The organism is Parasedimentitalea marina (assembly GCF_004006175.1).
Classification (GTDB): Bacteria; Pseudomonadota; Alphaproteobacteria; order Rhodobacterales; family Rhodobacteraceae; genus Parasedimentitalea; species Parasedimentitalea marina.
In genome coordinates, this window is record NZ_CP033219.1 from 2153823 (window position 1) to 2178591 (window position 24769).

Below are 24769 nucleotides of genomic sequence, written 5' to 3' on the forward strand. Positions count from 1 at the left end.
TTCTTATTCTATGTTTTGGACCTGCTCACGCATCTGATCGATAATGGCTTTCAGTTCAAGCCCGGTAGCCGTTAGATCGCTGTTCTGGGCTTTTGAGCACAGTGTGTTGGCCTCGCGGTTGAATTCTTGCATCAAAAAATCAAACTTGCGTCCAACTGCACCGCCTTTGGTCAGCAATTCCCGCGCGGCCGCGACATGTGCACCCAATCGGTCGATCTCTTCTGTGACATCTGATTTGACGGCTAAAATAGCCAATTCTTGGGCGACACGTGCGGCGTCGGCTCCTTCGGTATTGTCTAAAACTTTCGCTAGATTCACCTGCAACGCTGCTGCTACCAGAGGCTTGCGAGCCTCGGCCTGACCGGCAGAAAGTGCCCTTAACTGTTCAACTTGGGTCAATTGTTTGGTTAATATTTCAGCCAGCGCCGCCCCTTCGGTTTCACGCATTTGCACGAACTCTGACACAAGAGTTGCGAATTCCTTAGCCAATTCCTTAACAAGGGGAGCAGGATCATCTTGGACATTGGTCAGTTCAAAAACTCCGCGCTGGGACAGGATATCTGCGGCACTGGATGGGGCCAAATTAAGGCCGGCTGCATCAGCGGACGCTTCGATGTCGGACAGTGCTTTCACGATCGACGTCACGACAGCTGCGTTTACTTCCAGCTGTGAACCGGTGTCGTCAGCACGTGACACGCGGAGCGCCAGAGATACATTCCCACGAGCCAAAGCCTTACCCAGTTGACTGCGCAGCTGTGTTTCCAATCCGTCTAGCCAATCCGGCACCCTCAGACGAAGGTCTAATCCCTTGGCATTCACCGAGCGTATTTCCCAGCTCCAGCTGTGAGGTCCCAGGCTACCTTGGGATGACGCAAAACCAGTCATTGATCTCAAAGTCATGCGGCGCGTTCCTTATGGTTGGGTAGCAACTTGCCCAGCACCTAAAGCCATGGACCCGGTCTGCACAAGGTCGGATACTGGGCCTTGGCGGTAAAATTGGTTAATAGGGCATGCTCCGAGCATATTAACCATTGGTTTAACATTTAGTCCAAATTTGAACTAGATTGTGTCATGTTAACTCCAGAGTAACCATTCCGGTACTAATCATTAAAAGCAAGTTTGCTCTGATGGAAACGGGATGAAATCGGATGCGAACGGAGGGATAGGATATGTTTTTTGGTAACCGCAAGGGTTCTGGACAAAACACAGGTCAGGACAAGGTGATTTCAATGGATAGTTTCCGCAGTGGGTGTTCACTGTCTCCAATTCGCCAAGCTGAAGCCTATTGGACGGCCTTGCGCCGGGGTAATGACGTCCCAAATCGGTCACAGATTGATCCCCGTGGGTTAGAAAACATCCTAAGCCAGACCTTTGTTCTGGAACGTATTGCTCCAGGGATTGCACGCTTTCGCCTTGCAGGGCAGAAACTGAATGAAATGGCCGGAATGGAAGTACGTGGCATGCCACTCACTGCATTTTTCACGCCGGCAGCCCGTAAGCAAGTGAGCGCCTCCCTTGAACATATGTTTGATGCACCCTCGATTGTTGAACTGACCCTTTCAACTGTGGCCACTCGAAACAATCCGGCGCAAGAGGCGCGTATGCTCATGTTGCCATTGCGGAGTGATTTGGGTGACGTTAGCCGGGCTTTGGGTGTCTTTGTATCTGAAGGCAACGCGACAAAAACGTCCCAGCGCTTTGATGTGGTAGCAACCGAATTGCGCGCCGTCACTGCCGTACGTCCAGTTCAGAAGAAACAAGAATATAAGTCTCCGGCAAAAACGACCAACGAGCTCAACGCTGGATTTGCTGAAACGCAAGCCAAATTTGGTGACGAACGGTCTGTGATGGATGAAGCACGGGCCCTCGCGAAGAAAAGCCGTGAAATCATGGATGAGACTCGCCAGACGTTACAAAAGACAGGCGATCAATCAAAGTCTAAACAAAATATCGCGCCTCACCTACGCTTGGTCGTGAGCCGGGATTGATCCAACCCTGCTAATCTGTTAATATATTGTTATTGGTTCAAGCCGCTGGTCATAGCTCTTGGAACAACCGCGCCCCGAGGAGAATCCCGGGGCGTTTTCTTTTGGACGCAGCATTTTCAATTATTACCTATTTAAACAATGGGATACAAAAAATGCCCGACGTCTTCGCCGGGCATTTTTGATAGTGATTTTGCTCACGCAGTTAGCTGACCTGGCGGGCCTTTCGCTGCACGCGATGATTTGACAGTTCTTCTGCCACCAGAAAGGCCAGTTCAAGTGATTGACTGGCGTTTAGCCGTGGATCACAGGCCGTATGATACCGGTCGCTGAGGTCTTCGTCCGTCACAGCCCGAACTCCACCAGTACATTCAGTCACGTCCTGGCCAGTCATTTCGAAATGCACACCACCAGGCACAGTCCCTTCTGCATCGTGAACCGCAAAGAACTCACGAACTTCGCGCAGAACGCTTTCAAATGGACGCGTTTTATAGCCCGACGACGACTTGATAGTGTTGCCATGCATCGGATCGCAAACCCAAGTGACGTTAGCGCCTTCTTCGGCCACTGTCTTAATAAGTCGCGGAAGATTGTCACCGACTCCGCCTGCCCCAAACCGAGCAATCAGGGTCAGTTTACCCTCTTCGTTTTCTGGGTTTAGCTTTGACATCAAAACCTTGAGATCGTCAGCTGTAGTTGTAGGACCACATTTCAAGCCAATGGGATTCAGGACGCCTCGGCAGAATTCAACATGCGCACCATCCGGCTGGCGAGTCCGATCTCCGATCCAAAGCATGTGCCCGGACCCAGCCAGCCACTGTCCTGAGAGCGAATCCCGCACGGTCAATGCTTCCTCATACTCCAGCAGCAAACCTTCGTGACTGGTGTAGAATTCAACCGATTGCAACGTATGCGCAGTGTCCTGGGTCACGCCTGCAGCCTTCATGAAGTCCAGGGTATCACTGATGCGGCTAGCAACTTCGCGATACTTCTCAGCCTTCTCAGATTCAGTGAATCCCAGCGTCCAAGCATGAACCTGATTGACGTCCGCATAGCCACCAGTCGAAAAGGCCCGTAGCAGGTTTAGGGTTGCAGCTGCCTGAGTATAGGCCTGCAACATCTTGTTCGGGTTGGGAGTTCTGCTTTTTTCAGTAAAGGCCAACTCATTGATGATATCGCCGCGGTAGCTCGGCAATTCGACACCATCGATGGTTTCTGTCGCCGCACTGCGTGGTTTAGCAAACTGACCAGCCATCCTGCCCAGTTTGATTACCGGCACTTTTGCGCCATAAGTTAACACCATCGCCATTTGCAGCATCACCTTAAAGGTGTCGCGGATGTTGTTACCGCTGAACTGTTCAAAGCTCTCGGCGCAATCCCCCCCCTGTAACAGGAAGGCTTCACCGCGCCCAGCAGCAGCAAGATGCTGTTTCAGGCGCCTTGATTCACCGGCAAAAACCAGAGGTGGATAATTGGAGAGCTGTGCCTCAACGCCAGCAAGGGCATTAACGTCGGTATAGTCAGGCATCTGAACCCGCGGTTTGGCGCGCCAGTTCGATTTTTGCCACTCACTCATAGCTCTTCTCCACATCAGAGGTCTTAAGTTAATTGAAGCTTCTCTATACTAAAGCCAAACCTTTGTGGCCAGTTGTGAAATGCACCCACTTGACGTGGCTGCAAAGCTGTGAGCACCGTATTGCATACACCTTGGACTATCACCCTAAAGTGTCCCCGAATATTTAAGGAAACTTGCGCCATGCAAGAGCAACGCCAGCTTGTCGAAATAGACAGCGCTACGGATCGTCCTCGCCGGTTTGTCTTTGTTTTAATGGACAAATTCACAATGTTATGCTTTTCGGCTGCATTGGAAAGCCTTCGTATTGCCAACCGTATGAGTGGCAAAGAGCTGTATTCCTGGGTCCTTTCGGGCGAGGGAGGCGACTACGTTACATGTTCAGCGGGTACCTCCTTCCGGTTAGATCAGGATCTTAGTGACTTACAACGCGACGATACGATTCTGCTGTGTGGTGGCATCGAGGTGCAGCACGCCACGACAAAAAAGCTGTTGGGCTGGCTGCGTCGGGAATCACGCAAGGGACTTTTGGTTGGTGGCCTTTGCACAGCCGCCTATGTCCTTGCCAAAGCAGGACTGCTGGACGGCAAGAAGGCAACGATTCACTGGGAAAATTCGGACAGTTTTTCGGAAGAGTTCGACGAGGTTGAATTGACGCGATCCGTGTTTGTCCTGGACGGCAAACGCATGACCACAGCTGGTGGCACGTCGTCGATCGATCTGATGTTAAAACTGATTGCCACGGATCATGGTGAAGAACTGGCCAATGCGGTCGCGGATCAGTTGATCTATTCTTCTATCCGAACAGACCAAGATAGTCAGCGACTGTCTGTACCGACCCGTATTGGGGTCAGGCATCCCAAGTTGTCGACGGTCATTCAATTGATGGAAACCAACATAGAAGAACCAATCAGCCCTTCTATTCTGGCAAAAGACGTCGGCATGTCGACCCGCCAGTTGGAACGCCTGTTCCGGCGCTACCTAAACCGTTCTCCTAAACGATACTACATGGAGCTGCGCTTACAAAAGGCCCGTAACCTATTGATGCAAACAGATATGAGTGTGATCAACGTGGCCTTGGCTTGCGGCTTCGCCTCGCCTTCACATTTTTCAAAATGCTACCGCGCCCACTATGATACCACGCCTTATCGCGAGCGCGGCAGCATGGCATCACGCCAACAAACGTGACGTCCTGCCGAAACGATCACCCGTCTGTCGTTTCGAATAGAAAACAACCCAAATTTGGGCAGTTAAGGCGACGGTGCCAGTCTGAAAATGGCGCCGTCGGTTTCAGACGCAAACCAAATACTACCATCTGGCGCTTCTACAACGTCCCGAATTCGTCCTGTACGGGGGCTCTGCAATCTCTCTTTTTCTGACAAATTTCGCCCGGAAAGCCTTGAAATATAGTCAAACTTCAAGGATCCGACAAAGAAATGTCCGCGCCAGTTAGGCCATAGTTTTCCAGAATAAATCATCATGCCCGATGGTGCTATAGAGGGATCCCAGTACCAGGACGGCTGTTGCATCCCTGTTTTGGACCTTCCCTCGCCTATTTGTGCACCGGAATAGTGGCGGCCATATGAGATAACTGGCCAACCATAGTTATTACCTTTTTGAATTTCATTGATTTCATCACCACCTTGGGCGCCATGCTCAACCGCCCATAGACCGCCTTTAGAATCGAGAGCGAGGCCTTGCGGGTTTCTGTGACCATAAGACCAAATGTGAGGCTGTGCCGTGGGTTCATTGATAAAGGGGTTACCCCGAAAGGCCGATCCGTCCCGGTTCAAATGGATGATCGATCCCTGATGTAATGAAAGGTCTTGAGCAGTTTCTTTCTGACCGCGTTCACCTAACGTCATGAACAAAGAGCCGTCTTGAGCTTCTATAATACGGGAACCATAGTGCCTAGAAGTGCTTGAACTTGGTGCTGCTTCAAAGAGAATTCGTAGGTCGCTCAGCCTCTTAATGTCGGAACTCAATGTCGCAACAGCAAGTGCGGTACCCGACCCAAGACCTTGCCGTTTAGAGAACGTCATGAAAATCTCCCGACTAATGGGAAAATCGCGAGGCACCATCACGTCCAGCAAACCGCCCTGACCGTTGTTGACCACTTTCGGGGTTCCCTTAATCTTTTGGTTTTTTGCCCCATTTACGATGTACAACCCTTCGTTTCGATCCGTAACCAACACAGCGCCACCCGGCAAAAATGCAATCGCCCATGGGACGTCAAAGCCATTTGCCATTTGGGTCACCTGCATTGCCCCCTGGCTGGAAACCAGTATCTCCGCCGTAGATGTGCCGGCAAAGAATGAAAAAAGTAGAAAATATCTAACTAGTGTCAATTTCTCTTCCCTTCCATTTATTTTAAGCCTAAAGTAAATTGACCTTCTGACCCCCGTTAAGAGGTGGCAGGGCGATCTGAACCACGCGCAAATTGATAAGACTTTTCTTTTTTACCGCGCTTGCCTAGGGTCTAGGTTGAACAGTTATGTTCCAAAAAATGGGAGTTTTCTAATGAAAAAATTGTTGATGGCCACTGCCGCCGTTGCACTGACTGCGGGCACAGCTTTTGCTGGCGGCCACGCGAAAGAAGTAAAGCTGGGCGTTCTCTTCGGTTTCACTGGACCAATTGAATCGCTGGCACCAGCCATGGGCTCTGGCGCTGAACTGGCTATGGCCGAGGTCACCAAGTCCGGCGCGCTGTTGGATACCGCAACCGTGACGCCAATGCGCGCAGACACTGGCTGTATTGATAACGGCTTGTCCACTGCTAACGCTGAAAAACTGCTGGCCGATGGCGTCAACGGAATCATTGGTGGTGATTGCTCGGGTGTGACCGGTGCGATTCTTCAGAACGTAGCCATTCCAAACGGTATGGCAGTCATTTCACCATCCGCTACGTCACCTGGTCTGTCGACCATGGAAGACAATGGACTGTTTTTCCGGACATCTCCATCGGATGCTCGTGAAGGCCAGGTTATGGCGGAAATCCTGCAGAGCCGTGGTATCAAGTCAATTGCTTTGACCTACACCAACAACGACTATGGCAAGGGCCTAGCTGACGCGATCAAGACCTCATATGAGGCGATCGGTGGCGAAGTTACCATTTCGACTGCGCATGAAGATGGCAAAGGCGACTACTCGGCTGAAGTTGGCGCTTTGGCTTCGGCTGGTGGTGATATTTTGGTTGTAGCAGGCTACCTTGACCAAGGCGGACTGGGCATCATTCAGGGTGCTTTGGACAGCGGAGCGTTTGACACGTTTGGTCTGCCTGGTGGCATGATCGGTGATTCACTTCCTGCGAATGTTGGTGCTGATTTGAATGGATCGTTTGGACAAATCGCCGGTTCCGGTGGCGAAGGTGCCAAAGCGTATTTTGCAATGGCTGAGGAAGCGGGCTTTGACGGGTCTAGCCCATATTCGCCAGAATCCTATGACGCCGCAGCGTTGTTTATGCTGGCTATGCAGGCCGCGAACTCAAAAGACCCTGCAGATTATGTATCCAAGATTCTAGAGGTAGCAAACGCTCCGGGTGAGAAAATTTACCCGGGTGAATTGGCCAAGGGACTGGAGTTGATCAAAGCTGGTACAGACATCGATTATGTTGGTGCCTCAGCGGTTGAGCTGATCGGGCCAGGGGAAAGCGCTGGTTCCTACCGCGAGATCGAAGTAACAAACGGCGAGAACAAAACCGTCAAGTTTCACTGATCTCAGCTGATACGTGATACGAAAGAACAGCCCGGGCCTTGCTCGGGCTGATCCAAATCAAAAGCTGCAAAAAAAAATACGCGGTGGGGGAAATTATGAAATGATCGTCGTCGACGATGTGCACAAGCACTTCGGAGGGTTCCACGCTGTTGATGGGTCAACGCTGGAAATCGCCAAAGGCTCCATAACCGGGTTAATCGGCCCTAATGGCGCAGGAAAAACCACTCTTTTCAACGTAATAGCAGGCGTTCTTCCACCAACATCGGGACGGGTAACGATGGATGGCGAAGATATCACCGGACTGCCACCACACACCCTGTTTCACAAAGGGCTGTTGCGAACCTTTCAGATCGCGCATGAATTTTCATCGATGACCTGTCGAGAAAATCTGATGATGGTGCCCGGCGGACAATCCGGAGAGACCCTGTGGAATACATGGTTTGGCCGAAAACGCATCGCCGACGAGGAACGAGCACTACGTGCCAAAGCCGACGAAGTGATGGAGTTCCTAACAATCGAACAGATCTCCGACCTTAAGGCTGGTGAAGTCTCTGGCGGACAAAAAAAATTACTGGAACTTGGCCGCACTATGATGGTGGATGCCAAGATCGTGTTTTTGGACGAGGTCGGCGCCGGCGTGAACCGAACGCTGCTCTATACGATTGCCGATGCCATCAAACGCTTGAATGAAGAACGAGGTTACACCTTTGTTGTGATCGAGCACGACATGGAATTCATCGGCCGTTTGTGCGACCCGGTGATCTGCATGGCCGAGGGAAAAGTGCTGGCGCAGGGAACGCTGGACGAGATCAAAGCCAACGAACAAGTGATCGAAGCTTATCTTGGCACTGGTTTGAAAAACAAAGATAAACTGGCCGACGCATAACAATGGCAGTTGGTACAAACGCTCCGCTCGAACGGGGTTTGGGGGTCGTGAATGTCTGAACCATTTTTGATTGGCGATAGCATGACAGGCGGGTACGGCAAGGGGCCGGATATCCTGCATGAGTGTACAATCGCTGTAAACCGCGGTGAAATTGCGGTGATTGTTGGGCCCAACGGTGCTGGCAAGTCCACGGCAATGAAGGCCGTGTTTGGAATGTTGAACGTGCGTGGCGGTTCAGTCCGGCTGGACGGAGAAGATATCACCGCTTTCAGTCCACAAGACCGAGTGGTCAAGGGCATGGGATTTGTGCCGCAGACCAGCAATATATTCACCTCACTCACGGTTGAAGAAAACCTTGAGATGGGGGCTTTTATCCGCACAGATGACATCCGCGATACCATGGAGCAGATCTATCATTTATTCCCAATCCTGAAAGACAAGCGCAATCAAGCAGCCGGAGAGCTGTCCGGTGGTCAACGCCAGCAAGTCGCTGTTGGGCGAGCCCTGATGACACAGCCCAAAGTGCTGATGCTGGATGAGCCCACTGCCGGCGTTTCACCGATTGTGATGGACGAGCTATTTGACCGGATCATTGAAGTCGCGCGTACTGGCATTCCGATCCTTATGGTGGAACAAAATGCCAGACAAGCGCTGGAAATCGCTGACAAAGGATATGTTCTAGTGCAGGGACGCAATGCCTTTACCGGTACCGGGAAAGAGCTGTTGGTTGATCCTGAAGTTCGCAAATCGTTCTTGGGAGGCTGAGGATGAAACGCTCTTTTGATCCCAAGCCGCTTTCGCATTCTCCTGCAGTGCGAATATTTAATATCTATTCGGAGACCAAATAATGGATCTTCTCAACGCCCTTGTGGCGCTTACCAACTATGTGATGATCCCAGCGGTTGCTTACGGCAGCCAATTGGCTCTCGGCGCGCTGGGTGTCACCTTGATCTACGGCGTTCTTCGGTTCTCGAACTTTGCCCATGGCGATACAATGGCATTTGGCGCGATGATCACCATTTTGGTGACCTGGTGGATGCAGTCAGTCGGGATTAACCTTGGCCCGCTGCCAACTGCTCTGCTCGCCCTGCCCTTTGGGATTTTGGGCTCCATGGCATTGCTGTTGGTCACCGATCGGGTTGTCTATCGGTTCTACCGAGAGCAAAAAGCCAAGCCAGTTATCTTTGTGATGGTCTCACTTGGTGTCATGTTCATGATGAACGGGTTGGTCCGTTTTATCATCGGACCTGGCGATCAGCGCTTTGCTGATGGTGAACGTTTCATCATTTCCGCGCGTGACTTCAAAGCGATGACAGGCCTACGTGAGGGGTTGGCATTTAAGACCAGTCAAGGCATCACGGTGATCACTGCAGTGGTTGTGGTGGTCGCTCTGTTCTGGTTCCTGAACCGCACCCGCACGGGTAAATCGATGCGGGCCTATTCGGACAACGAGGATCTGGCTCTTCTGTCAGGCATCAACCCCGAACGCGTGGTGATGTACACTTGGATGATCGTAGCAGCATTGGCCACAATTGCCGGTGTATTGTACGGGTTGGATAAGTCTTTCAAACCCTTTACATATTTCCAGCTTCTTCTGCCAATATTCGCCTCGGCCATTGTTGGCGGCCTTGGCAACCCGTTGGGGGCCATCGCAGGTGGTTTTATCATTGCCTTTTCCGAGGTCTCAATCACCTATGCCTGGAAAAAGGTCTTAGGGTATTTGATGCCTGAAAACCTGGAACCCGATGGATTGGTGCAGTTACTCAGCACAGACTACAAATTCGCGGTCTCTTTCATTATCCTTTTGATCGTTCTTCTGTTCAAGCCCACCGGCCTCTTCAAAGGAAAATCGGTATGAGCGAGACTATAAAACACTCTCTTATGTTTGCCTTCGTCGGACTCCTGATCATATTAGATGGCACCACCAGTTATGGCATCTTTTCAGGTACTTGGAACTCGGCTTTAGGTATTCTGAACATGGGGCTGGTCTCGGCCATTATGGCGCTGGGTGTGAACCTGCAATGGGGATTTGCAGGCTTGTTCAACGTCGGCATCATGGGCTTTACTGCGCTTGGTGGTTTGGCGGTTGTACTGGTAACATCGGCGCCGACACCCGGCGCCTGGAGCCAGGGTGGCGTTGGTATCATCATAGGTTTGATACTGGGCGCACTGACAATTGTAGCTGCAGTCTTTGTCACCAAGAACATGGCAACGGGTAAACCCCGAATGCTAGTACTGGCCGCGATCCTAATCGGCGGGTTCTTTGCTTTTAGGGCAGTTTTTGATCCGGCAGTCTCTGGAGTTGAAGCCATCAACCCGGCGCTATTGGGGAACCTTGGAGGGTTAAATCTACCCGTCTTGCTGGCATGGCCCGCCGGCGGATTGCTCGCAGCAGGAGCTGCTTGGTTGATCGGCAAAACCGCATTGGGGCTGCGTTCTGATTATCTTGCAATTGCAACGCTTGGCATCGCTGAAATCATCATCGCAGTTATGAAAAACGAGGACTGGCTATCGCGCGGCGTCAAAAACGTTGTTGGCCTGCCCCGACCCATGCGAAAAGAGATTGCTCTACAGGAAGATCCTGGGTTCATGGAAACTGTTACATCTCTTGGTTTGGACCCAGTCATTGCCTCTACCCTCTATGTGAAAATCATCTACTCTCTGTTGTTTACCGCAGTTCTGCTGGCCTTGTTGTGGATGGCACAGATGGCTCTCAAGAGCCCATGGGGACGGATGATGCGGGCTATACGTGACAATGAGGTTGCCTCAGAGGCAATGGGCAAGGATGTCACGCGCCGTCACCTACAGATCTTTGTACTCGGCTCGGCGATTTGCGGTATAGCCGGTGCGATGATGACAACATTGGATGGACAGCTGACACCTGGAACCTATAACCCTCTGCGGTTCACCTTCTTGATTTGGGTGATGGTTGTTGTTGGCGGTTCAGGTAACAATTTTGGCGCTGTACTGGGCGGTATTTTGATCTGGTTCTTCTGGATCAAAGTTGAACCGATGGGCACTGGCTTAATAACATTCGCCACCTCCGGTCTGGCCGAAGGTAGCGCGCTAAAGACCCATCTTTTGGAAAGTACAGCCCACATGCGACTGTTCACCATGGGGTTGATCTTGCTGCTTGTTCTCAGGTTTAGCCCTCGCGGACTAATCCCTGAAAAATAAAACAACGCCGCCCTGGTTGCCGGGGCGGCGCCAATATTTAAGTGTCAACAAAGTCGGGCAAACATCAACGCCCCTTGAACAATCCGCCCAAAATCCCTCGGACCAAACGGCGGCCCGTAGTGCCCTTTAGCTCTTTGATCACTGCTTCGCTCATGGCTGAGCCAAATGTATCACGCGGTCGCGTCATGCGCGATGAGGACCGGCTGACCCGGTGACCGGTAAATCGGCGTGCCGATTGATACTCACGTTCCATGGTGGGCAAACTTTCAGTCTGTTCCTCAATAACCTCGGCCTCAGAAGCGGCTGCCTGTGCCCGCTGGGACAAAATTTCGTATGCAGAACGGCGATCTAAAACCTTGTCGTATTTATTGGCCATCTCAGACGTGGCCATTATGCCGACCCGTTCGGCTTTTGTTATTGGACCAAGTTGCGAACTGGGTGGCCGGATCAGAGTACGTTCAACAATGCCTGGCACACCCTTTTTCATCAGCATTGAGGTCACCGCCTCGCCAACCCCAACTTCACGTATAGCCTCCTCAGTGGAAAACCTCGGGTTTTCTCGATATGTCTCAGCCGCCATTTTCAGACTCTTGCGATCTTTGGCTGTAAAGGCACGCAAAGCATGCTGAATGCGGTTGCCCAGTTGACCTAAAATATCCTCGGGAACGTCCGCTGGGTTTTGAGTGACAAAATAGATCCCGACACCTTTGGATCGAATGAGACGTGCAACCTGTTCAACCTTATCGACGAGTGCCTTGGGGGCGTCATCAAACAACAAATGCGCCTCGTCGAAAAAGAATACCAGCTTGGGCTTGTCGGGGTCACCTACTTCGGGCAGTTCCTCAAACAATTCGCTCAACAACCACAGCAGAAATGTTGCGTATAACCCTGGTGCCGCCATCAATTTGTCTGCAGCCAAGATATTTACCATGCCTTTTCCTTCGGCATCGCATCGCATCAAATCACTCAGCTCTAGTGCGGGCTCGCCAAATAGCTGGTTCCCACCTTGATTTTCCAACACCAGCAATCGCCGCTGAATGGCTCCTATCGACGCGGTTGAGACATTTCCATAGCGAAGTGATAGCTGGCCTTTATTTTCGCCAATCCAGACAAGCATAGACTGCAGGTCTTTTAGATCCAGCAGTGGCAAGCCTTCAGTATCTGCCAATCGAAAGGCAATATTCAAGATGCCTTCCTGTGCGTCGCTCAGTTCCAAAAGACGCGCCAGTAAAAGCGGACCCATTTCAGCGACTGTGGTACGAACTGGATGACCCTGGACTCCAAACAGGTCCCAAAAAGTCACCGGGCAAGCATGGTAGGCGAAACTTTCAAATCCAATTTTGGTGGCACGAGCGGCAAATGCATCATGCAATTTGTGACCTTCGCTACCAGGTTTTGCCAATCCTGATAAATCACCTTTGACATCAGATAAAATCACTGGCACGCCCGCGTTCGAAAAGCCTTCGGCCAGTATTTGCAGGGTTACAGTTTTTCCAGTCCCAGTCGCCCCCGCTATCAAACCATGCCGGTTGGCGTATTTCAGGGTCAACCCCTGTTTGGCGGCGTAATCGTCTCCACCACCGCCAACAAAAACTGTCTTTTCCATGCTCGAATCCTGAATTAAGTCAATACTCTCATACTCGCACTAAACGTTAACTTCTGTGTGCAATAGTAACAATTGTCCGCTGTTGTCATCCTGGCAGTCAAGTGGACATTCCTCCCTGTCAGACTGGGCCGTGCCTCGTGGCACGGCCATTTTTTTAGGTCCGACTAACCATCTAACACCTCTAACCCCATTATTTTCACTCTCAATACATTTTTTTGCGCCTAGCTGTTGACCGAACGCTGCCCCCCTCGTAACCTCACAAACAATAATAAGTCGGCCAGTCCGACGGGGAGAACAAACGGAAAAGGGAACCTTATTGGTTCCCTTTTTTGAATTTTGTTCCAACATGTTCTTTCTGGTACTGACATGGGCCTGGAAGTAGTCAATTCTCGCTGACGGCATAGATATCTACCTGACACAGGTAGCACACCATGCTAATGCCTGAATGGACGCCCAGAAAAAAAGAGACTTTCATGTTTAAATCCCTGACTCAGCTTTCGGTTGCCGCAATTATCACGTTTTCAGCCCCATTAGCGGCCCAAGAGAGCAACGCAGTTACTCCAGCCGAAACCACTGAAACAGAGCAGCCGGAAACCACTACTGAAGCCCCTAACATAGCAGGGTTGGATCTTGGCCAACCAGTGAATGCAGGCCCCCAATTGGGTGATCGTTATTCTAACGGCAAACACGGCGACTGGGATCTCGCTTGTGTCAAGACAGAAGCCGAAACTGATCCATGCTCTATCCTCCAAATTTTGTCCGATCCTAACGGAAACCCAATGGCCGAGTTTTCGATGTTCCGGATTAATCAACCAGGGGGCCAAGCCGTTGCAGCCGCAACTGTAATCGTTCCATTGGAAACCCTGCTAACAGCAGCGTTGACTATCTCAGTAGATGGTGCCCCAGGAAAGCGCTACAATTACACCTATTGTAGCCCACAGGGATGCGTTGCACAGATCGGCCTGACACAGACTGACGTTGATGCCTTTAAAAAGGGCGGCTCTGCAACTCTTTCAATACGTCCTGCCCCAGCGCCGGACCAGATCATCGACCTGAAATTGTCGTTGAAGGGCTTTACTGCAGGGTATGACGTTGTAGATATCGTCGAGCCATAAGGCAGATATTCAGGACTGGAAATTTCGACCGCTGCTCATACCAGAGCGGCGGTTTTTTATTTGACCAATTGAGCTAGACTCCACGCAGGGCCAATACTGCGTTAAGTCCGCCAAAGGCAAATGCATTGCTAAGAACAACGTCAACCTCTGCATCACGTGCTTCATTCGGCACCACATCCAAGGCACATTCGGGATCTGGCTCCTGATACCCAATGGTCGGGGCAATCACACCGTCTCGTATTGCCATGATACAAGCCAGTAACTCGACTGCACCGGTTCCGCCGATCAGATGCCCATGCATGGATTTTGTCGACGACATCATGAGGCGGTCTGCATGTGGACCAAAAACATCAGCGACTGCAGCGCATTCAGTTTTATCATTTGCAGCCGTACCTGTTCCGTGGGCGTTGATGTAACCAACTTCATCTGCATTGACCCTTGCGTCGGTCAATGCACCGGAAATAGCGCGCGCAGCCCCCTGTTTGCTGGGCATAACAATATCTGCCGCATCTGATGACATGGCAAACCCGATCACTTCACATAATATCTCAGCACCACGAGCATGGGCGTGATCGTAATCTTCAAAAACAAATATTCCAGCCCCTTCTCCCTGCACCATACCGTTTCTGTTCGCACTAAATGGCCGACAGGCGTCTTTTGACATCACCCGCAAACCTTCCCAGGCCTTCACACCGCCAAAACACAACATCGATTCTGAACCACCCGTCACCATGGTTGGCGCCATTCCGGTTCTCACCATTTGAAAGGCCTGAGCCATGGCATGATTGGACGATGCACAGGCCGTCGAAACGGTAAAACTGGGCCCCTTAAGATTATACTGCATGGAAACATGACTTGCGGCAGCATTGTTCATTAGTTTTGGAACAACAAACGGATGAACCCGGTTTTTGCCGTCCTCATAGACGGAACGATAATTGTCATCCCATGTTGAAACGCCGCCCCCGGCAGTGCCCAATACAACACCGGATTTAGCTGCCAATTCACCGACGAATTCGAGCCCCGATTGCTCGATCGCCTCTTTGGCTGCTGTAAGGGTAAACTGAGTAAACCGGTCATACAGGCTAATCTGTTGTCGGTTAAAACGTCCTTCGGTTTCGAAACCACGGACTTGTCCGCCAATTTTGATCGTCAGACGATCGACATCCTGAAAGTCCAAATCACCAATGCCGCATCGCCCTTCGCGCATTGCCGCCAGTGTCGTCGGAACCGAATGGCCCAATGCGTTGATTGTTCCAGCCCCAGTGATGACAACGCGCTTCATACTATCAACCTCGGGCTGCAGACTGTTGTTATTTTTCAGAAATAAGCACTTCAATACCCGATATTATCGAGGCAATATTTGAAATGTCAAAGTCACCATTTCCAGGCTCGTTAGCATTGAACGGTATTGAAATGTCGAACTCTTCCTCGATAGCAAAGATGCACTCGACAACGCCCATGCTATCAATTCCAAGGTCATCTAATGTGCTATAGAGAGTGACATCGGACGGGTCCAGAATCGCCTGCTCGGCAATGATGGAAAACACCTTGCTTTGAATGCTCATATTAGACCTCTGATCAGACGCATTGATGTTGACCTATCGGCTTAGCTACTATTTGAAAACAGCCTTTTTCAACGCTTCAATATCTCGCATTATTCGCGGCAGACGGCGTTGTGCTTTGTATATGTCCGTGTGTGTGTCCATCTTCACCGCTGGATATCCCATGACCACTCGACCGGCAGGCACATTGGATATTATTTTGGTGCCACCACCAGCGACCACTCCATTGCCAATGAAAATATTGTCGTTCACTCCACATTGGCCAGCCAATACAACATTGTCTCCAATGTCTACTGACCCAGAGACGCCAGTTTGACCACACAATAAGCAGTCTTTACCAATTCGCGTATTGTGGCCGATATGGACCTGGTTATCGAGTTTGCTCCCGTCACCGATCACTGTGTTGCGAATTGTCCCATTGTCGATAGTGCAATTGGCGCCTACTTCGACGTCGTCACCGATAGCGACCGCCCCAAGAGAATGAATTCTCAACCAGGTTTGCGCCGCCGCTTCACCTTGATCCACAAGGGATTTACGAACATTTTCAACTCCTGAAACCTCAGGTGTTACAAACGAAAACCCATCACTACCGACACGGGCCCCTGGTTGGGCAATGAAACGGGCACCAATCGTAGCGCGAGCACCAATAGAGACCATCTCGCGTAGAAACGCATTTGGACCAATCACGGCTTCAGTACCAACAAAACAATGCGGACCGATTGTGGACCCTTTTCCAATACGAGATCCCGCACTGATAATCGACAGTGGGCCAACACTGACACCTTCTGCCACTTCAGCAGAGGGATCAATGATTGCTGAGGGATGAATACCCCCCCCGAAACCTTGCCCCGAATCCAACGTTGCCGTTACACCTGCCATGGCCATTCGTGGGCGTGGTGAGAAGATTGCAGCCTGCAGGCCCATGGCCTGCCAATTGGCATCTGGCCACAACAAGGCAGCTTTTGCGCTGCCTTGACCCAAAGTATCCGCATATTTGGGCGACATTGCCATCGCCAGATCCTGCGGACCTGCGTCACCGGGTTCGGCTGCGCTGGAGATCTGAAGATCCAAATCCCCTTGGGCGTCTGCGCCCAGTGCTTCAGCTATCTGGCGAATAGTAAACATATCAGGCCCTTCCCGAAATGAATTGGCTTAGGGCCTGAGGGTTACCCTTGAACGCTGCTCAACACCACCCCTGCCCGTTCAAGAGCTGCCCAAACTTTGGCGTCACGTCCATAGACATCCCGACGAAATTCGGTGCGGCCCTTGGACGACACAAACGCCGTGCGATAAATGATGTGCACGGGGATATTTTGTTCAAGTTCAACCTTAGTCTCTTTGCCAGTGTTCAATACTCGGTGAAAAAACTCTTTGGGATCTTCAGACTGCCGCGCTAGTAATGCATATGCAAATTCAAATGGTTGTTGCAATCGGATACAACCATGTGAATAGGCCCGCACCTCTCGCGAAAACAGGTTTTTGGCTGGCGTGTCATGTAGGTAAATGTTGTATTTATTGGGAAACATGAATTTAACCAGCCCCAATGCGTTACGATTACTCGGCGGTTGACGCATAGCGAACGGAAAGCTTCTTGCAGTAAATTGTGTGAAGTCCACAGCACTGCGGTTGACCCGACGTCCCCGGCTGTCGGTTATTTCAATATGGCTTGCGGCGTTTGGATTCGCCTTCAATTTTGGCAAGTATTCCTTGGTCACAATGGACCGCGGAACATACCAACTGGGATTGATAACCATATGTTCCATTACGTCTGAAAATTCAGGTGAACGACGGTCACCCTGGTTCTTTCCAATAACTGAACGCGTTTCGAACGTGACATCACCATGATCAACTATTCTAGCCGTGAAATCAGTCTGATTGACCAATACATGACGTTCGCCGCGCTCAGTCGGCAGCCAACGCTCACGTTCCATGGCCACAATGACCGACTTCAGTCTTGCTGAAACCGATTTGTTCACTTCGGCAATGGTGCCTTTGCCAGCCACACCATCAGCTTCCAGCCCATGTTCAGCCTGAAATTGCTGGACTGCAGCCTCAATCGCACCGTCATAGGTAAGCGTGGCGCTCCGCTGCATATACCCCATGGAAATTAGTCGGTTACGTAAGGCAACAATATCCGGGCCGCTTTGACCGGGTTCCAGTTTGCGGTTTGGCAGTGTCGGCCCCCAACCGCCCTGCTGCACTAGCGCTTCGAGGCGAAATTTCTCTTTCATCAACGCCCGATACTGCGATGATTTGGGCGCCAGAGATCGCATGAACGCTGTTGGCTGACCGTCGCGTATTCCGGTCAGGAAATCACTACTATTTGTCTCTGGGTTTTCCCGAACCATCCCGTCATCAATTTGTGAAGGAACCAAAAAACCGGTTTGAATATCAGTCGCATAGTCGACAAATGCCTGACTTAGTTGGACTTCGAGCAAGCCCAGATCACGTGTGGTTCGAGCATTCTGCATCTGCTCAGCTAGCCGCGCTACCTCAACAGATCGATCCGGCAAACCGTGGACTGAAATATTGCCGAGCGCCGCGAGTAAAGCAGACCTGCGCGCACGATCCATATCTCCTGATCCGGTCCAGATCGGCTGATAGTCATTTTCGCGATAGAATGCGGCTACACCGTCATCTGAAGATGCTGCTTCGGCAATTGCTTGTTTGAAAGCAGTAACTTGCGCTTGAGCTGGCGCAGAGGTCATCCCCAATCCCAAACCACCAAGTGCCAAAGCAAAAACGCCTGCTCTTAGTTTTGGTGACAAAATCGCATGGGGAATACACATCATATCATAACTTCCTTGAACGGTTTAAACGTCAATTAAAGGCTCTGCCTACATGAAATTCTGGTGAATACTAGAGGGAGAAGTCCATTCACATTTTCATCAGCACACAACGACCGCCACACCTGATGCCGCGTAGACGCAGTCTATCCGACTCCTGGTTGAAATATGATCAAAAAATACAGGTTAATACCGCAATTTGCGCAAAAAATCGCCGAAAATTGGAAATAGATACAAGTTGCAACAATCCTTTCTTGGCACACGAATCGAGCTGTGGCATACAAACATCATCCGGGGATGGATGAAAACAGCGCTTGTAACATCGAGCGCAGGCAGGACAGCGTACGGGACGGCGCATTTACAATGGTAGAAACCAGATCTTCGGGGATGACCCGACGGGGCTTATTGGGTGCTTTCGCAGCAACCACACTTGGTGCAGCTCCAACATTTTCAAAAGCAGCGGGCTTTCTAAGAGGTTCGGGGGACATTCGACGCATTCGAATGTACTCGGGCCGGACCGGTGAGCGGATCGACATGATCTACTGGATTGATGGCAAGTACATCAAAGATTCTGTAAAAGAAATCAACCACTTCATGCGCGACTGGCGAAATGATCTTGTCAAAGAGATTGACGCGCGCACAATCGACATCATGGCGGCGTCACATAACCTGCTTGAAGTGAATGAACCCTATATGATGCTGTCGGGTTATCGCAGCCCTCAAACCAACGCCATGTTGCGGCGTCGTTCACGCGGTGTCGCTAAAAACTCTCTCCATATGCGCGGACAGGCCGCAGATCTGCGTTTAGCTTCACGGTCGGTCAGCCAGATGGCAAAAGCAGCCATTGCCTGCCGGGCCGGCGGCGTAGGTAAGTATCGTGGTTCCAATTTTGTCCATATGGATTGCGGACAGGTCCGCAACTGGAACGGCTAATCTATTATTGACTTAGTTTTTTTGTAAAAGCCCGCGCGTCAATCGTGCGGGCTTTTATGATTTCTTTCTGGCCTGTCGACCATCCATCCAGGATGTAGCGAGTTTGATTATATCACAGATACTTATTCCCTCAATCTATTGCGATATACTATTGAAACCGAAGATACATTGCGTGCGCACAAATTTTGACGATGATTACTGAGTAGACGAAATTTTCCATTGCGGTGGTAAGTTTGGACAGCTATACCGCCGTTGAAACAGGCACCTGTAGCTCAGCTGGATAGAGCGCTGCCCTCCGAAGGCAGAGGCCATAGGTTCGAATCCTATCAGGTGCACCATTTCCCTCTTCGAAAACACCATTCAACTCAACGTCTTGCGTTGACCTTTGTGCGGTGCCGGAAAATTGTTTGATATTCAATTATGATTGACCGCCCCTGTTTTGCCCCTACCCCCCCTCAAACCGGGCTCAAGTGTCCGAAACACACTTCAGTTAAAGACGGCTCCAGTTAGCTAAGTAGTTTAAACAAATCGCCGGTAGTTCGTCTCAGGCCGTATAGGCAATTCCTCCCCGCGCAGGCACGTCATCGGCCACCAACCACTCGCGAATAGTTCTGAATGCCAGGTGCCCACTGCCACTCGTCTTGTGGTTCATCCACACATCTTGCTTACTGGGCTTTAGGATTAACCCTCGAATCTAGTTCGCCTGTTCTGAAATCCAATCGTCATCTTTGCCGAAGGAAAAATGATGGGGGGTTCCCTTTCTGCTCCCGATGCTCCTCATCAAGATTCTCTAATATTTGTTTTGTTTTCTCAAGATGCACGTCCGCATCTGCGACGCGCATGTCGGATAGTTTCTTAGGCTCAGGACCCATAACCTGAATATGATAGTTGCAGCGAGGGCGATGGCCGAAGGGAATACCTTGGGGCATCTGTCATAGAGGGTTGGCCATGCGCCTCCAGTCTTTCAGGCGATCAAACATGATCTCGATACAATTGCGTCGTTTGTATCGGCGTTTGTCATATTAGACAGCCAAGCCGCGGGACTTTCGTCCGGTGATGCAAGGCGTAATTCCCATATCCACAAGGGCTTTACGGACCCAATCCGCGTCATTGCCACGATTTTTGCTGTCTGGAGCTTCATCAGCAAGCCTGTCCATAATCCGGGCAAATATTCCCATTTGCTCCACCGTTTCCACCGGTTGTAAAGCGTCTTGGATGGTCCGTACTCCCTTGGCGCATCACACCGGCGAAAGCCCTTGCAGTTAAAGAATAGAATTCCACTTAGGGCACGCCGATCATCAACCATTGGCACACCGTGGTTCTTTGGGAAGTAGGGCCGAAGCCGCGCCATTTGATCTTCGTTAAGCCAGTAAAGATTGCTCACATCACCCCCGAAGTTCCGGGGGCTTGGATAACGCCGACCTGACAACCTCAACCGTATTAATAGGTCTTGAGCCCAATTCTCGTAATTATTTACTTTCGCAGTGAAATTGCATCCAATTTTCTGCAGCGCCACCAAGTCAAACGGGCGTCCACAATATTGCCCAGATGAATGTTTCAAAGTGAAAAGGGCCAGTCACAATAGTGACTGGCCCCAAAATACGGACTTCTAAAGCACTTAACCTCGGCGACGGCGGCCACCTCCACGACGGCTTCGACCCTCGTCGCCATCCGCAGATGGTGGTTTGTTGAACTTAATCCATTCCCCTCCATGCGGATCGTTGTTGGTCAGTAAGTTAGCGGCGCGAATGGCTGTCATTTCACTACCCGCGTGTGGTTTGGTCGAGCCCATGCCAAACATTGCAACGAAGGCTTCATCCTCCATACCTTCGGGAAGAATAATTCCGGCAGCCTCAACGATCGCTTTCTTCTCGGCAATCTTCTTCTGCGAAATCGGCAGCGCCACGGGGTTCATGATCGCACTGGTCATACCAGCGCCCATAGCCATCGGTAGGAAGGCATTATTGACGCCATGACGATTGGGCAAACCGAAGGAAACATTGGAGGCGCCACAGGTTGTATTCACTCCCAACTCTTCGCGCAAACGACGGACCAGAGCAAACACTTGCAATCCTGCCGTCGCCATAGCGCCGATTGGCATAACCAGGGGATCAACCACGATATCATGGGCGGGGATGCCAAAATCGGCAGCCCGTTCGACAATTTTCTTGGCAACGGCGAAACGCACGTCGGGATCCTCGGAAATGCCAGTGTCGTCATTAGAGATCGCAACCACAGGCACGTTATATTTCTTGACCAGAGGCAGAACCAACTCCAGCCGGTCCTCCTCGCCGGTCACCGAGTTCAACAGAGGCCGTCCTTCAGCTGCAGCCAATCCGGCCTCAAGTGCACCAGGCACCGAGCTATCAATGCAAAGAGGAACGTCAACCAAACCCTGAACCATGTGAACGATCTTGGCCATCAATGGCGGCTCGGTCTCGTTTGGGTTTGGGTTAGAGTTATAAACGACTCCTGCATTGATATCGAGAATATTGGCGCCAGCCAAAACCTGCGCTAACGCGTCTTTCTCAACGGTCGAAAAGTCGCCCGCTTCCAACTCGGCGGCCAATTTCTTACGGCCGGTGGGATTGATCCGTTCACCGATCACACAGAACGGTTCGTCAAAACCAAGGACCGCGGTTTTTGTTTTTGATTCTACTACAGTACGGGTCATTATTGATCCTTAGGAGTTGACCGGCTTTGCCGAAGCACCGCCATTATTGATTGCCCAGTTGGCATTGGTTTTAATACCGCCTAGAGGGAAAAAATGCACATTTGTGATGTTAAAGTCCGGGTTTTCTGCTTTGTGCGCCGCCAATTTGGTTAGCACGTCAGTCGGCTCGTATGGCAATAACAGCTTAGTAACATCCATCGCGCGTTTCTGTAGCACCTTGAGCGACGGACCTACCCCACAGGCAATCGCGAATTTAATCAGCGTCTGCAGTTTGGCCGGACCGGCGATACCGATGTGGATCGGAATATCAACTCCAGCAGCTTTAATTGCGTCAGCCCATTCGATTATAGGATCAGCTTCGAAAGCAAACTGTGTCGCTAATGCCATTTTTGCATCCGTGCGCTCGTAGAATTTTTGTTTCCACATAAGCGCTTCAGAGACGTTCTTATCAGATCCGTCAGGATCAATGTCCTTGTTTCCTTCTGGGTGCCCGGCCACGTGTAAAGTGGTAAACCCAGCTTTGTCGAACAGACCTGTCTCCAACAGTTGCATCGAGCTCTCAAACTCACCAAAAGGTGTCTTCACACCGCCAGCCAACAGCAGGGCCTGCTTGATATCCGCTTCACTTTGGTAACGGTCCAGCCAGTCTGCCAGTGTTGCCTTGTCTTGGATAATCCGCGCCGGAAAGTGCGGCATGACTGGAAATCCCTGATCATTCAACCGCTTGGCGGTCGCAACCATTTCCTCGATTGGGGTACCTTCGATATGAGCGACGTAGACTCGGGTCCCTGCGGGCAGCAGATCGCGGAAGTCATCAACCTTGGCGGCCGTACGCGGCATAACTTCGATTGAATACCCCTGCAAGAAGGCCTCAACTTGAGGATTGACGGGTTGTGCACCACCGGCATCACGTTTTTTAAAGTTCAACAAAGCCATCACGGCCTCCCATAGTCGTGTCGAGCCTAGGCCCATCCGTCGTTCTGAATCAATTTTTTGAGCCGGTCTTGATCAAACTCAGTCTCAAGGCGCGCGGCTTCAGCAGCCACAATTTCAGCCGCGTCCCCGTCAAGCGTATAGGGTTCGCTTTTTCGCCATTCCGCCAGATATGCATCTGCATCTTTGGCATTCACTTTCATGGCGGCGCGATCAATGGCTTGCTCAAACCGCTCTTCAAGCTGATGCTTGGCCCCTCGACGGCCTCGGCCGACGATAACCTGGGCCGGAATATCCCGCCAATACACGATAGTGACTTCAGGCATTGCCGTTTCCTTTCAGGTCGCTCTGTTACTTGTCGTTCTAGTGCGCCTATGGGCGGCGCGTAGGTCGAATTTCGACAAACCAAGAGTTCTGAGCGACGTTTTTCAATGCAAGGAAATTACATTTTTGCCTCAACAAAGGCTACAGGCAGAAATCGTCATAATTCTCATCTGGTTTATGAGTTTGATGTGATGGCCCCAATCCAAGTGAATGACGGGGCTCACTGCGTCTTGCGTGTGCCGGTCCGCCCACCTATGCTCAAGGCAACACGATAATCGGAGGGCGTGACTCATGGCGCCCAGGCGTTCCAATGGTACGGGCGCGTTCCCAAAAGCGGTAGAGACCCCCGTGCCAGCCCGACCTAACCCCGACGCATTATATGCTGCGTTGGATTTGGGTACAAATAGCTGCCGGATGCTGATTGCCCAACCCAAGGGCAGCGGCTTTCATGTGGTGGACAGTTTCTCCAAATCGGTGCAGCTTGGCGCCGGATTGGAACGGACCGGGCGGCTGTCGCGGTCATCGATGGCGCGCACCATTCAGGCGCTGAGAATCTGTCAGCAAAAATTGAGACGGAATCGCGTTACACATATGCGACTTGTGGCAACCGAGGCCTGTCGCAGAGCCAAAAACTCGCGCGAGTTTATTCGTCAGGTAAAACGTGAAACCGGTCTCACACTCGAGATCATTCAGCCGGAGGAAGAAGCGCGTTTGGCCGTGATTTCCTGTGCACCACTGGTGTCGACACAGACTGAGCAGCTCTTGGTCGTGGATATCGGTGGCGGATCAACAGAACTTGTGTGGATAGACATTTCTTCGGTTCCCCGGCGTGACCGACCAGCCGCTATCATGCGTTTGCACAATGGATTCCACACCACAGATAGTGTGTTTCCCAACGCCAAAGTTGTGGATTGGATCTCTGTCCCGCTAGGCGTTGCCACGCTTCGTGATCAGTTCAATGACGTTGACGACGACGCCGCAAGATTCGCCCTAATGAGTTGGTTTTTCGAAGAAAACCTGTCAGAATTCGCCCCATATAAAAACGCACAAGATCGTGCAGGGTTCCAGATTGTCGGGACATCAGGCACTGTGACAACAGTTGCAGCGTCTCATTTGGGCTTGAAGCGTTACGACCGGACCAAAGTGGACGGGTTGCGAATGACAAGCGACCAAATCGACCGGGTTATCCGCGGTTATCTCGACCTTGGGCCATTAGGGCGACGGCGTGATCCACGAATTGGCGAGGACCGTCAGGCCTTGATTATGTCTGGTTCCGCAATTTTGCAGGCCCTGCTTCGTTGCTGGCCAACCGACCGGCTATCTGTTGCCGACAGGGGGCTGCGTGAAGGTCTGCTTTATGCCCAAATGAGCGCGGCCGGCGTGTTGGACGATAGCCCGTTCTAAAATACTTAGCATCTCAGGCTCCCCGACTATCATAGTTTTGTAAGGCCTTTATGGTTCTCGGTGTCTGGTTTGTGGTTTAGTCAAACAGTGAGACAGA

The 24769-nt window shown here is 51.2% G+C and carries 21 protein-coding genes, 1 tRNA gene and 1 pseudogene; 11 read left to right on the forward strand and 12 right to left on the reverse strand.

Annotated elements, in window-relative coordinates; all coding sequences use genetic code 11:
* Positions 1-3 precede the first annotated feature (3 nt).
* Positions 4-900, reverse strand: a complete 897-nt coding sequence (locus tag EBB79_RS10475) for a YicC/YloC family endoribonuclease (RefSeq protein ID WP_127748843.1) — start codon at positions 898-900, stop codon at positions 4-6.
* A gap of 269 nt (positions 901-1169) precedes the next feature.
* On the opposite strand from EBB79_RS10475, the gene EBB79_RS10480 reads away from it, so the two are divergent.
* Positions 1170-1988 carry a PAS domain-containing protein gene (locus tag EBB79_RS10480; RefSeq protein ID WP_127748844.1) on the forward strand — a complete coding sequence of 273 codons (819 nt, stop codon included), beginning with the start codon at positions 1170-1172 and terminating at the stop codon, positions 1986-1988.
* Positions 1989-2190: 202 nt separating this feature from the next.
* On the opposite strand, the gene EBB79_RS10485 is transcribed toward EBB79_RS10480, so the two are convergent.
* Entirely contained in the window at positions 2191-3561 is a 1371-nt protein-coding gene (locus tag EBB79_RS10485) for a class II 3-deoxy-7-phosphoheptulonate synthase (RefSeq protein WP_127748845.1), read from the reverse strand.
* Positions 3562-3741: 180 nt separating this feature from the next.
* Here EBB79_RS10485 and EBB79_RS10490 point away from each other — a divergent pair, with 180 nt between their 5' ends.
* Positions 3742-4746 carry a GlxA family transcriptional regulator gene (locus tag EBB79_RS10490; protein ID WP_127748846.1) on the forward strand — a complete coding sequence of 335 codons (1005 nt, stop codon included), beginning with the start codon at positions 3742-3744 and terminating at the stop codon, positions 4744-4746.
* Positions 4747-4808: 62 nt separating this feature from the next.
* Here the strand turns inward: EBB79_RS10490 and EBB79_RS10495 are convergent, their stop codons facing one another.
* Entirely contained in the window at positions 4809-5906 is a 1098-nt protein-coding gene (locus tag EBB79_RS10495) for a PQQ-dependent sugar dehydrogenase (RefSeq protein ID WP_238705056.1), read from the reverse strand.
* Between the two features lie 172 nt (positions 5907-6078).
* Here EBB79_RS10495 and EBB79_RS10500 point away from each other — a divergent pair, with 172 nt between their 5' ends.
* From EBB79_RS10500 to EBB79_RS10520, 5 genes are all read left to right on the forward strand, one after another.
* Positions 6079-7272, forward strand: a complete 1194-nt coding sequence (locus tag EBB79_RS10500) for an ABC transporter substrate-binding protein (RefSeq protein WP_127748847.1) — start codon at positions 6079-6081, stop codon at positions 7270-7272.
* A gap of 100 nt (positions 7273-7372) precedes the next feature.
* Entirely contained in the window at positions 7373-8158 is a 786-nt protein-coding gene (locus tag EBB79_RS10505) for an ABC transporter ATP-binding protein (protein WP_127748848.1), read from the forward strand.
* A 51-nt stretch (positions 8159-8209) separates the two neighbouring features.
* Positions 8210-8923: an ABC transporter ATP-binding protein gene (locus EBB79_RS10510; RefSeq protein WP_127748849.1), complete on the forward strand. Its 714-nt coding sequence runs from the start codon at positions 8210-8212 to the stop codon at positions 8921-8923.
* A gap of 82 nt (positions 8924-9005) precedes the next feature.
* Positions 9006-10016, forward strand: a complete 1011-nt coding sequence (locus tag EBB79_RS10515) for a branched-chain amino acid ABC transporter permease (RefSeq protein ID WP_127748850.1) — start codon at positions 9006-9008, stop codon at positions 10014-10016.
* Positions 10013-11335, forward strand: coding sequence for a branched-chain amino acid ABC transporter permease (locus EBB79_RS10520; RefSeq protein ID WP_127748851.1), 1323 nt, complete (start codon positions 10013-10015; stop codon positions 11333-11335). The genes EBB79_RS10515 and EBB79_RS10520 overlap by 4 nt, the downstream gene beginning before the upstream one ends.
* A gap of 64 nt (positions 11336-11399) precedes the next feature.
* On the opposite strand, the gene EBB79_RS10525 is transcribed toward EBB79_RS10520, so the two are convergent.
* Complete coding sequence (locus EBB79_RS10525; protein WP_127748852.1) at positions 11400-12941, reverse strand: helicase HerA-like domain-containing protein; 1542 nt, start codon at positions 12939-12941, stop codon at positions 11400-11402.
* A 473-nt stretch (positions 12942-13414) separates the two neighbouring features.
* Here EBB79_RS10525 and EBB79_RS10530 point away from each other — a divergent pair, with 473 nt between their 5' ends.
* Positions 13415-14056 (forward strand): invasion associated locus B family protein, encoded by a 642-nt coding sequence (locus tag EBB79_RS10530; protein WP_127748853.1) that lies wholly within the window; start codon positions 13415-13417, stop codon positions 14054-14056.
* 73 nt (positions 14057-14129) lie between these two features.
* Here the strand turns inward: EBB79_RS10530 and EBB79_RS10535 are convergent, their stop codons facing one another.
* Genes EBB79_RS10535 through EBB79_RS10550 form a run of 4 tightly spaced genes read right to left on the reverse strand, consistent with a single transcriptional unit; the run spans position 14130 to position 18410 of the window.
* Complete coding sequence (locus EBB79_RS10535; protein ID WP_127748854.1) at positions 14130-15338, reverse strand: beta-ketoacyl-[acyl-carrier-protein] synthase family protein; 1209 nt, start codon at positions 15336-15338, stop codon at positions 14130-14132.
* Between the two features lie 28 nt (positions 15339-15366).
* Entirely contained in the window at positions 15367-15621 is a 255-nt protein-coding gene (locus EBB79_RS10540; RefSeq protein WP_127748855.1) for an acyl carrier protein, read from the reverse strand.
* 48 nt (positions 15622-15669) lie between these two features.
* Complete coding sequence (locus tag EBB79_RS10545; RefSeq protein WP_127748856.1) at positions 15670-16743, reverse strand: UDP-3-O-(3-hydroxymyristoyl)glucosamine N-acyltransferase; 1074 nt, start codon at positions 16741-16743, stop codon at positions 15670-15672.
* Between the two features lie 41 nt (positions 16744-16784).
* Positions 16785-18410 carry a L,D-transpeptidase family protein gene (locus EBB79_RS10550; protein ID WP_127748857.1) on the reverse strand — a complete coding sequence of 542 codons (1626 nt, stop codon included), beginning with the start codon at positions 18408-18410 and terminating at the stop codon, positions 16785-16787.
* A gap of 357 nt (positions 18411-18767) precedes the next feature.
* Between EBB79_RS10550 and mepK the strand changes: the two genes are divergently transcribed.
* Positions 18768-19337: a peptidoglycan L,D-endopeptidase MepK gene (gene mepK, locus EBB79_RS10555; RefSeq protein WP_127750953.1), complete on the forward strand. Its 570-nt coding sequence runs from the start codon at positions 18768-18770 to the stop codon at positions 19335-19337.
* A 261-nt stretch (positions 19338-19598) separates the two neighbouring features.
* Positions 19599-19675, forward strand: a tRNA-Arg gene (locus EBB79_RS10560).
* A 533-nt stretch (positions 19676-20208) separates the two neighbouring features.
* On the opposite strand, the pseudogene EBB79_RS10565 reads toward EBB79_RS10560, so the two are convergent.
* The 4 genes and pseudogenes from EBB79_RS10565 to EBB79_RS10580 form a co-directional block, all read right to left on the reverse strand.
* Positions 20209-20721, reverse strand: a pseudogene (locus EBB79_RS10565) (transposase); the annotation flags it as partial.
* A gap of 234 nt (positions 20722-20955) precedes the next feature.
* Positions 20956-22011 carry a dihydropteroate synthase gene (locus EBB79_RS10570; RefSeq protein WP_127748858.1) on the reverse strand — a complete coding sequence of 352 codons (1056 nt, stop codon included), beginning with the start codon at positions 22009-22011 and terminating at the stop codon, positions 20956-20958.
* A gap of 9 nt (positions 22012-22020) precedes the next feature.
* Positions 22021-22947 (reverse strand): methylenetetrahydrofolate reductase, encoded by a 927-nt coding sequence (locus EBB79_RS10575; protein ID WP_127748859.1) that lies wholly within the window; start codon positions 22945-22947, stop codon positions 22021-22023.
* A gap of 26 nt (positions 22948-22973) precedes the next feature.
* Entirely contained in the window at positions 22974-23270 is a 297-nt protein-coding gene (locus EBB79_RS10580; RefSeq protein ID WP_127748860.1) for a virulence factor, read from the reverse strand.
* 289 nt (positions 23271-23559) lie between these two features.
* On the opposite strand from EBB79_RS10580, the gene EBB79_RS10585 reads away from it, so the two are divergent.
* Positions 23560-24672, forward strand: a complete 1113-nt coding sequence (locus tag EBB79_RS10585; RefSeq protein WP_127748861.1) for a Ppx/GppA phosphatase family protein — start codon at positions 23560-23562, stop codon at positions 24670-24672.
* The last annotated feature ends 97 nt before the right edge of the window (positions 24673-24769 follow it).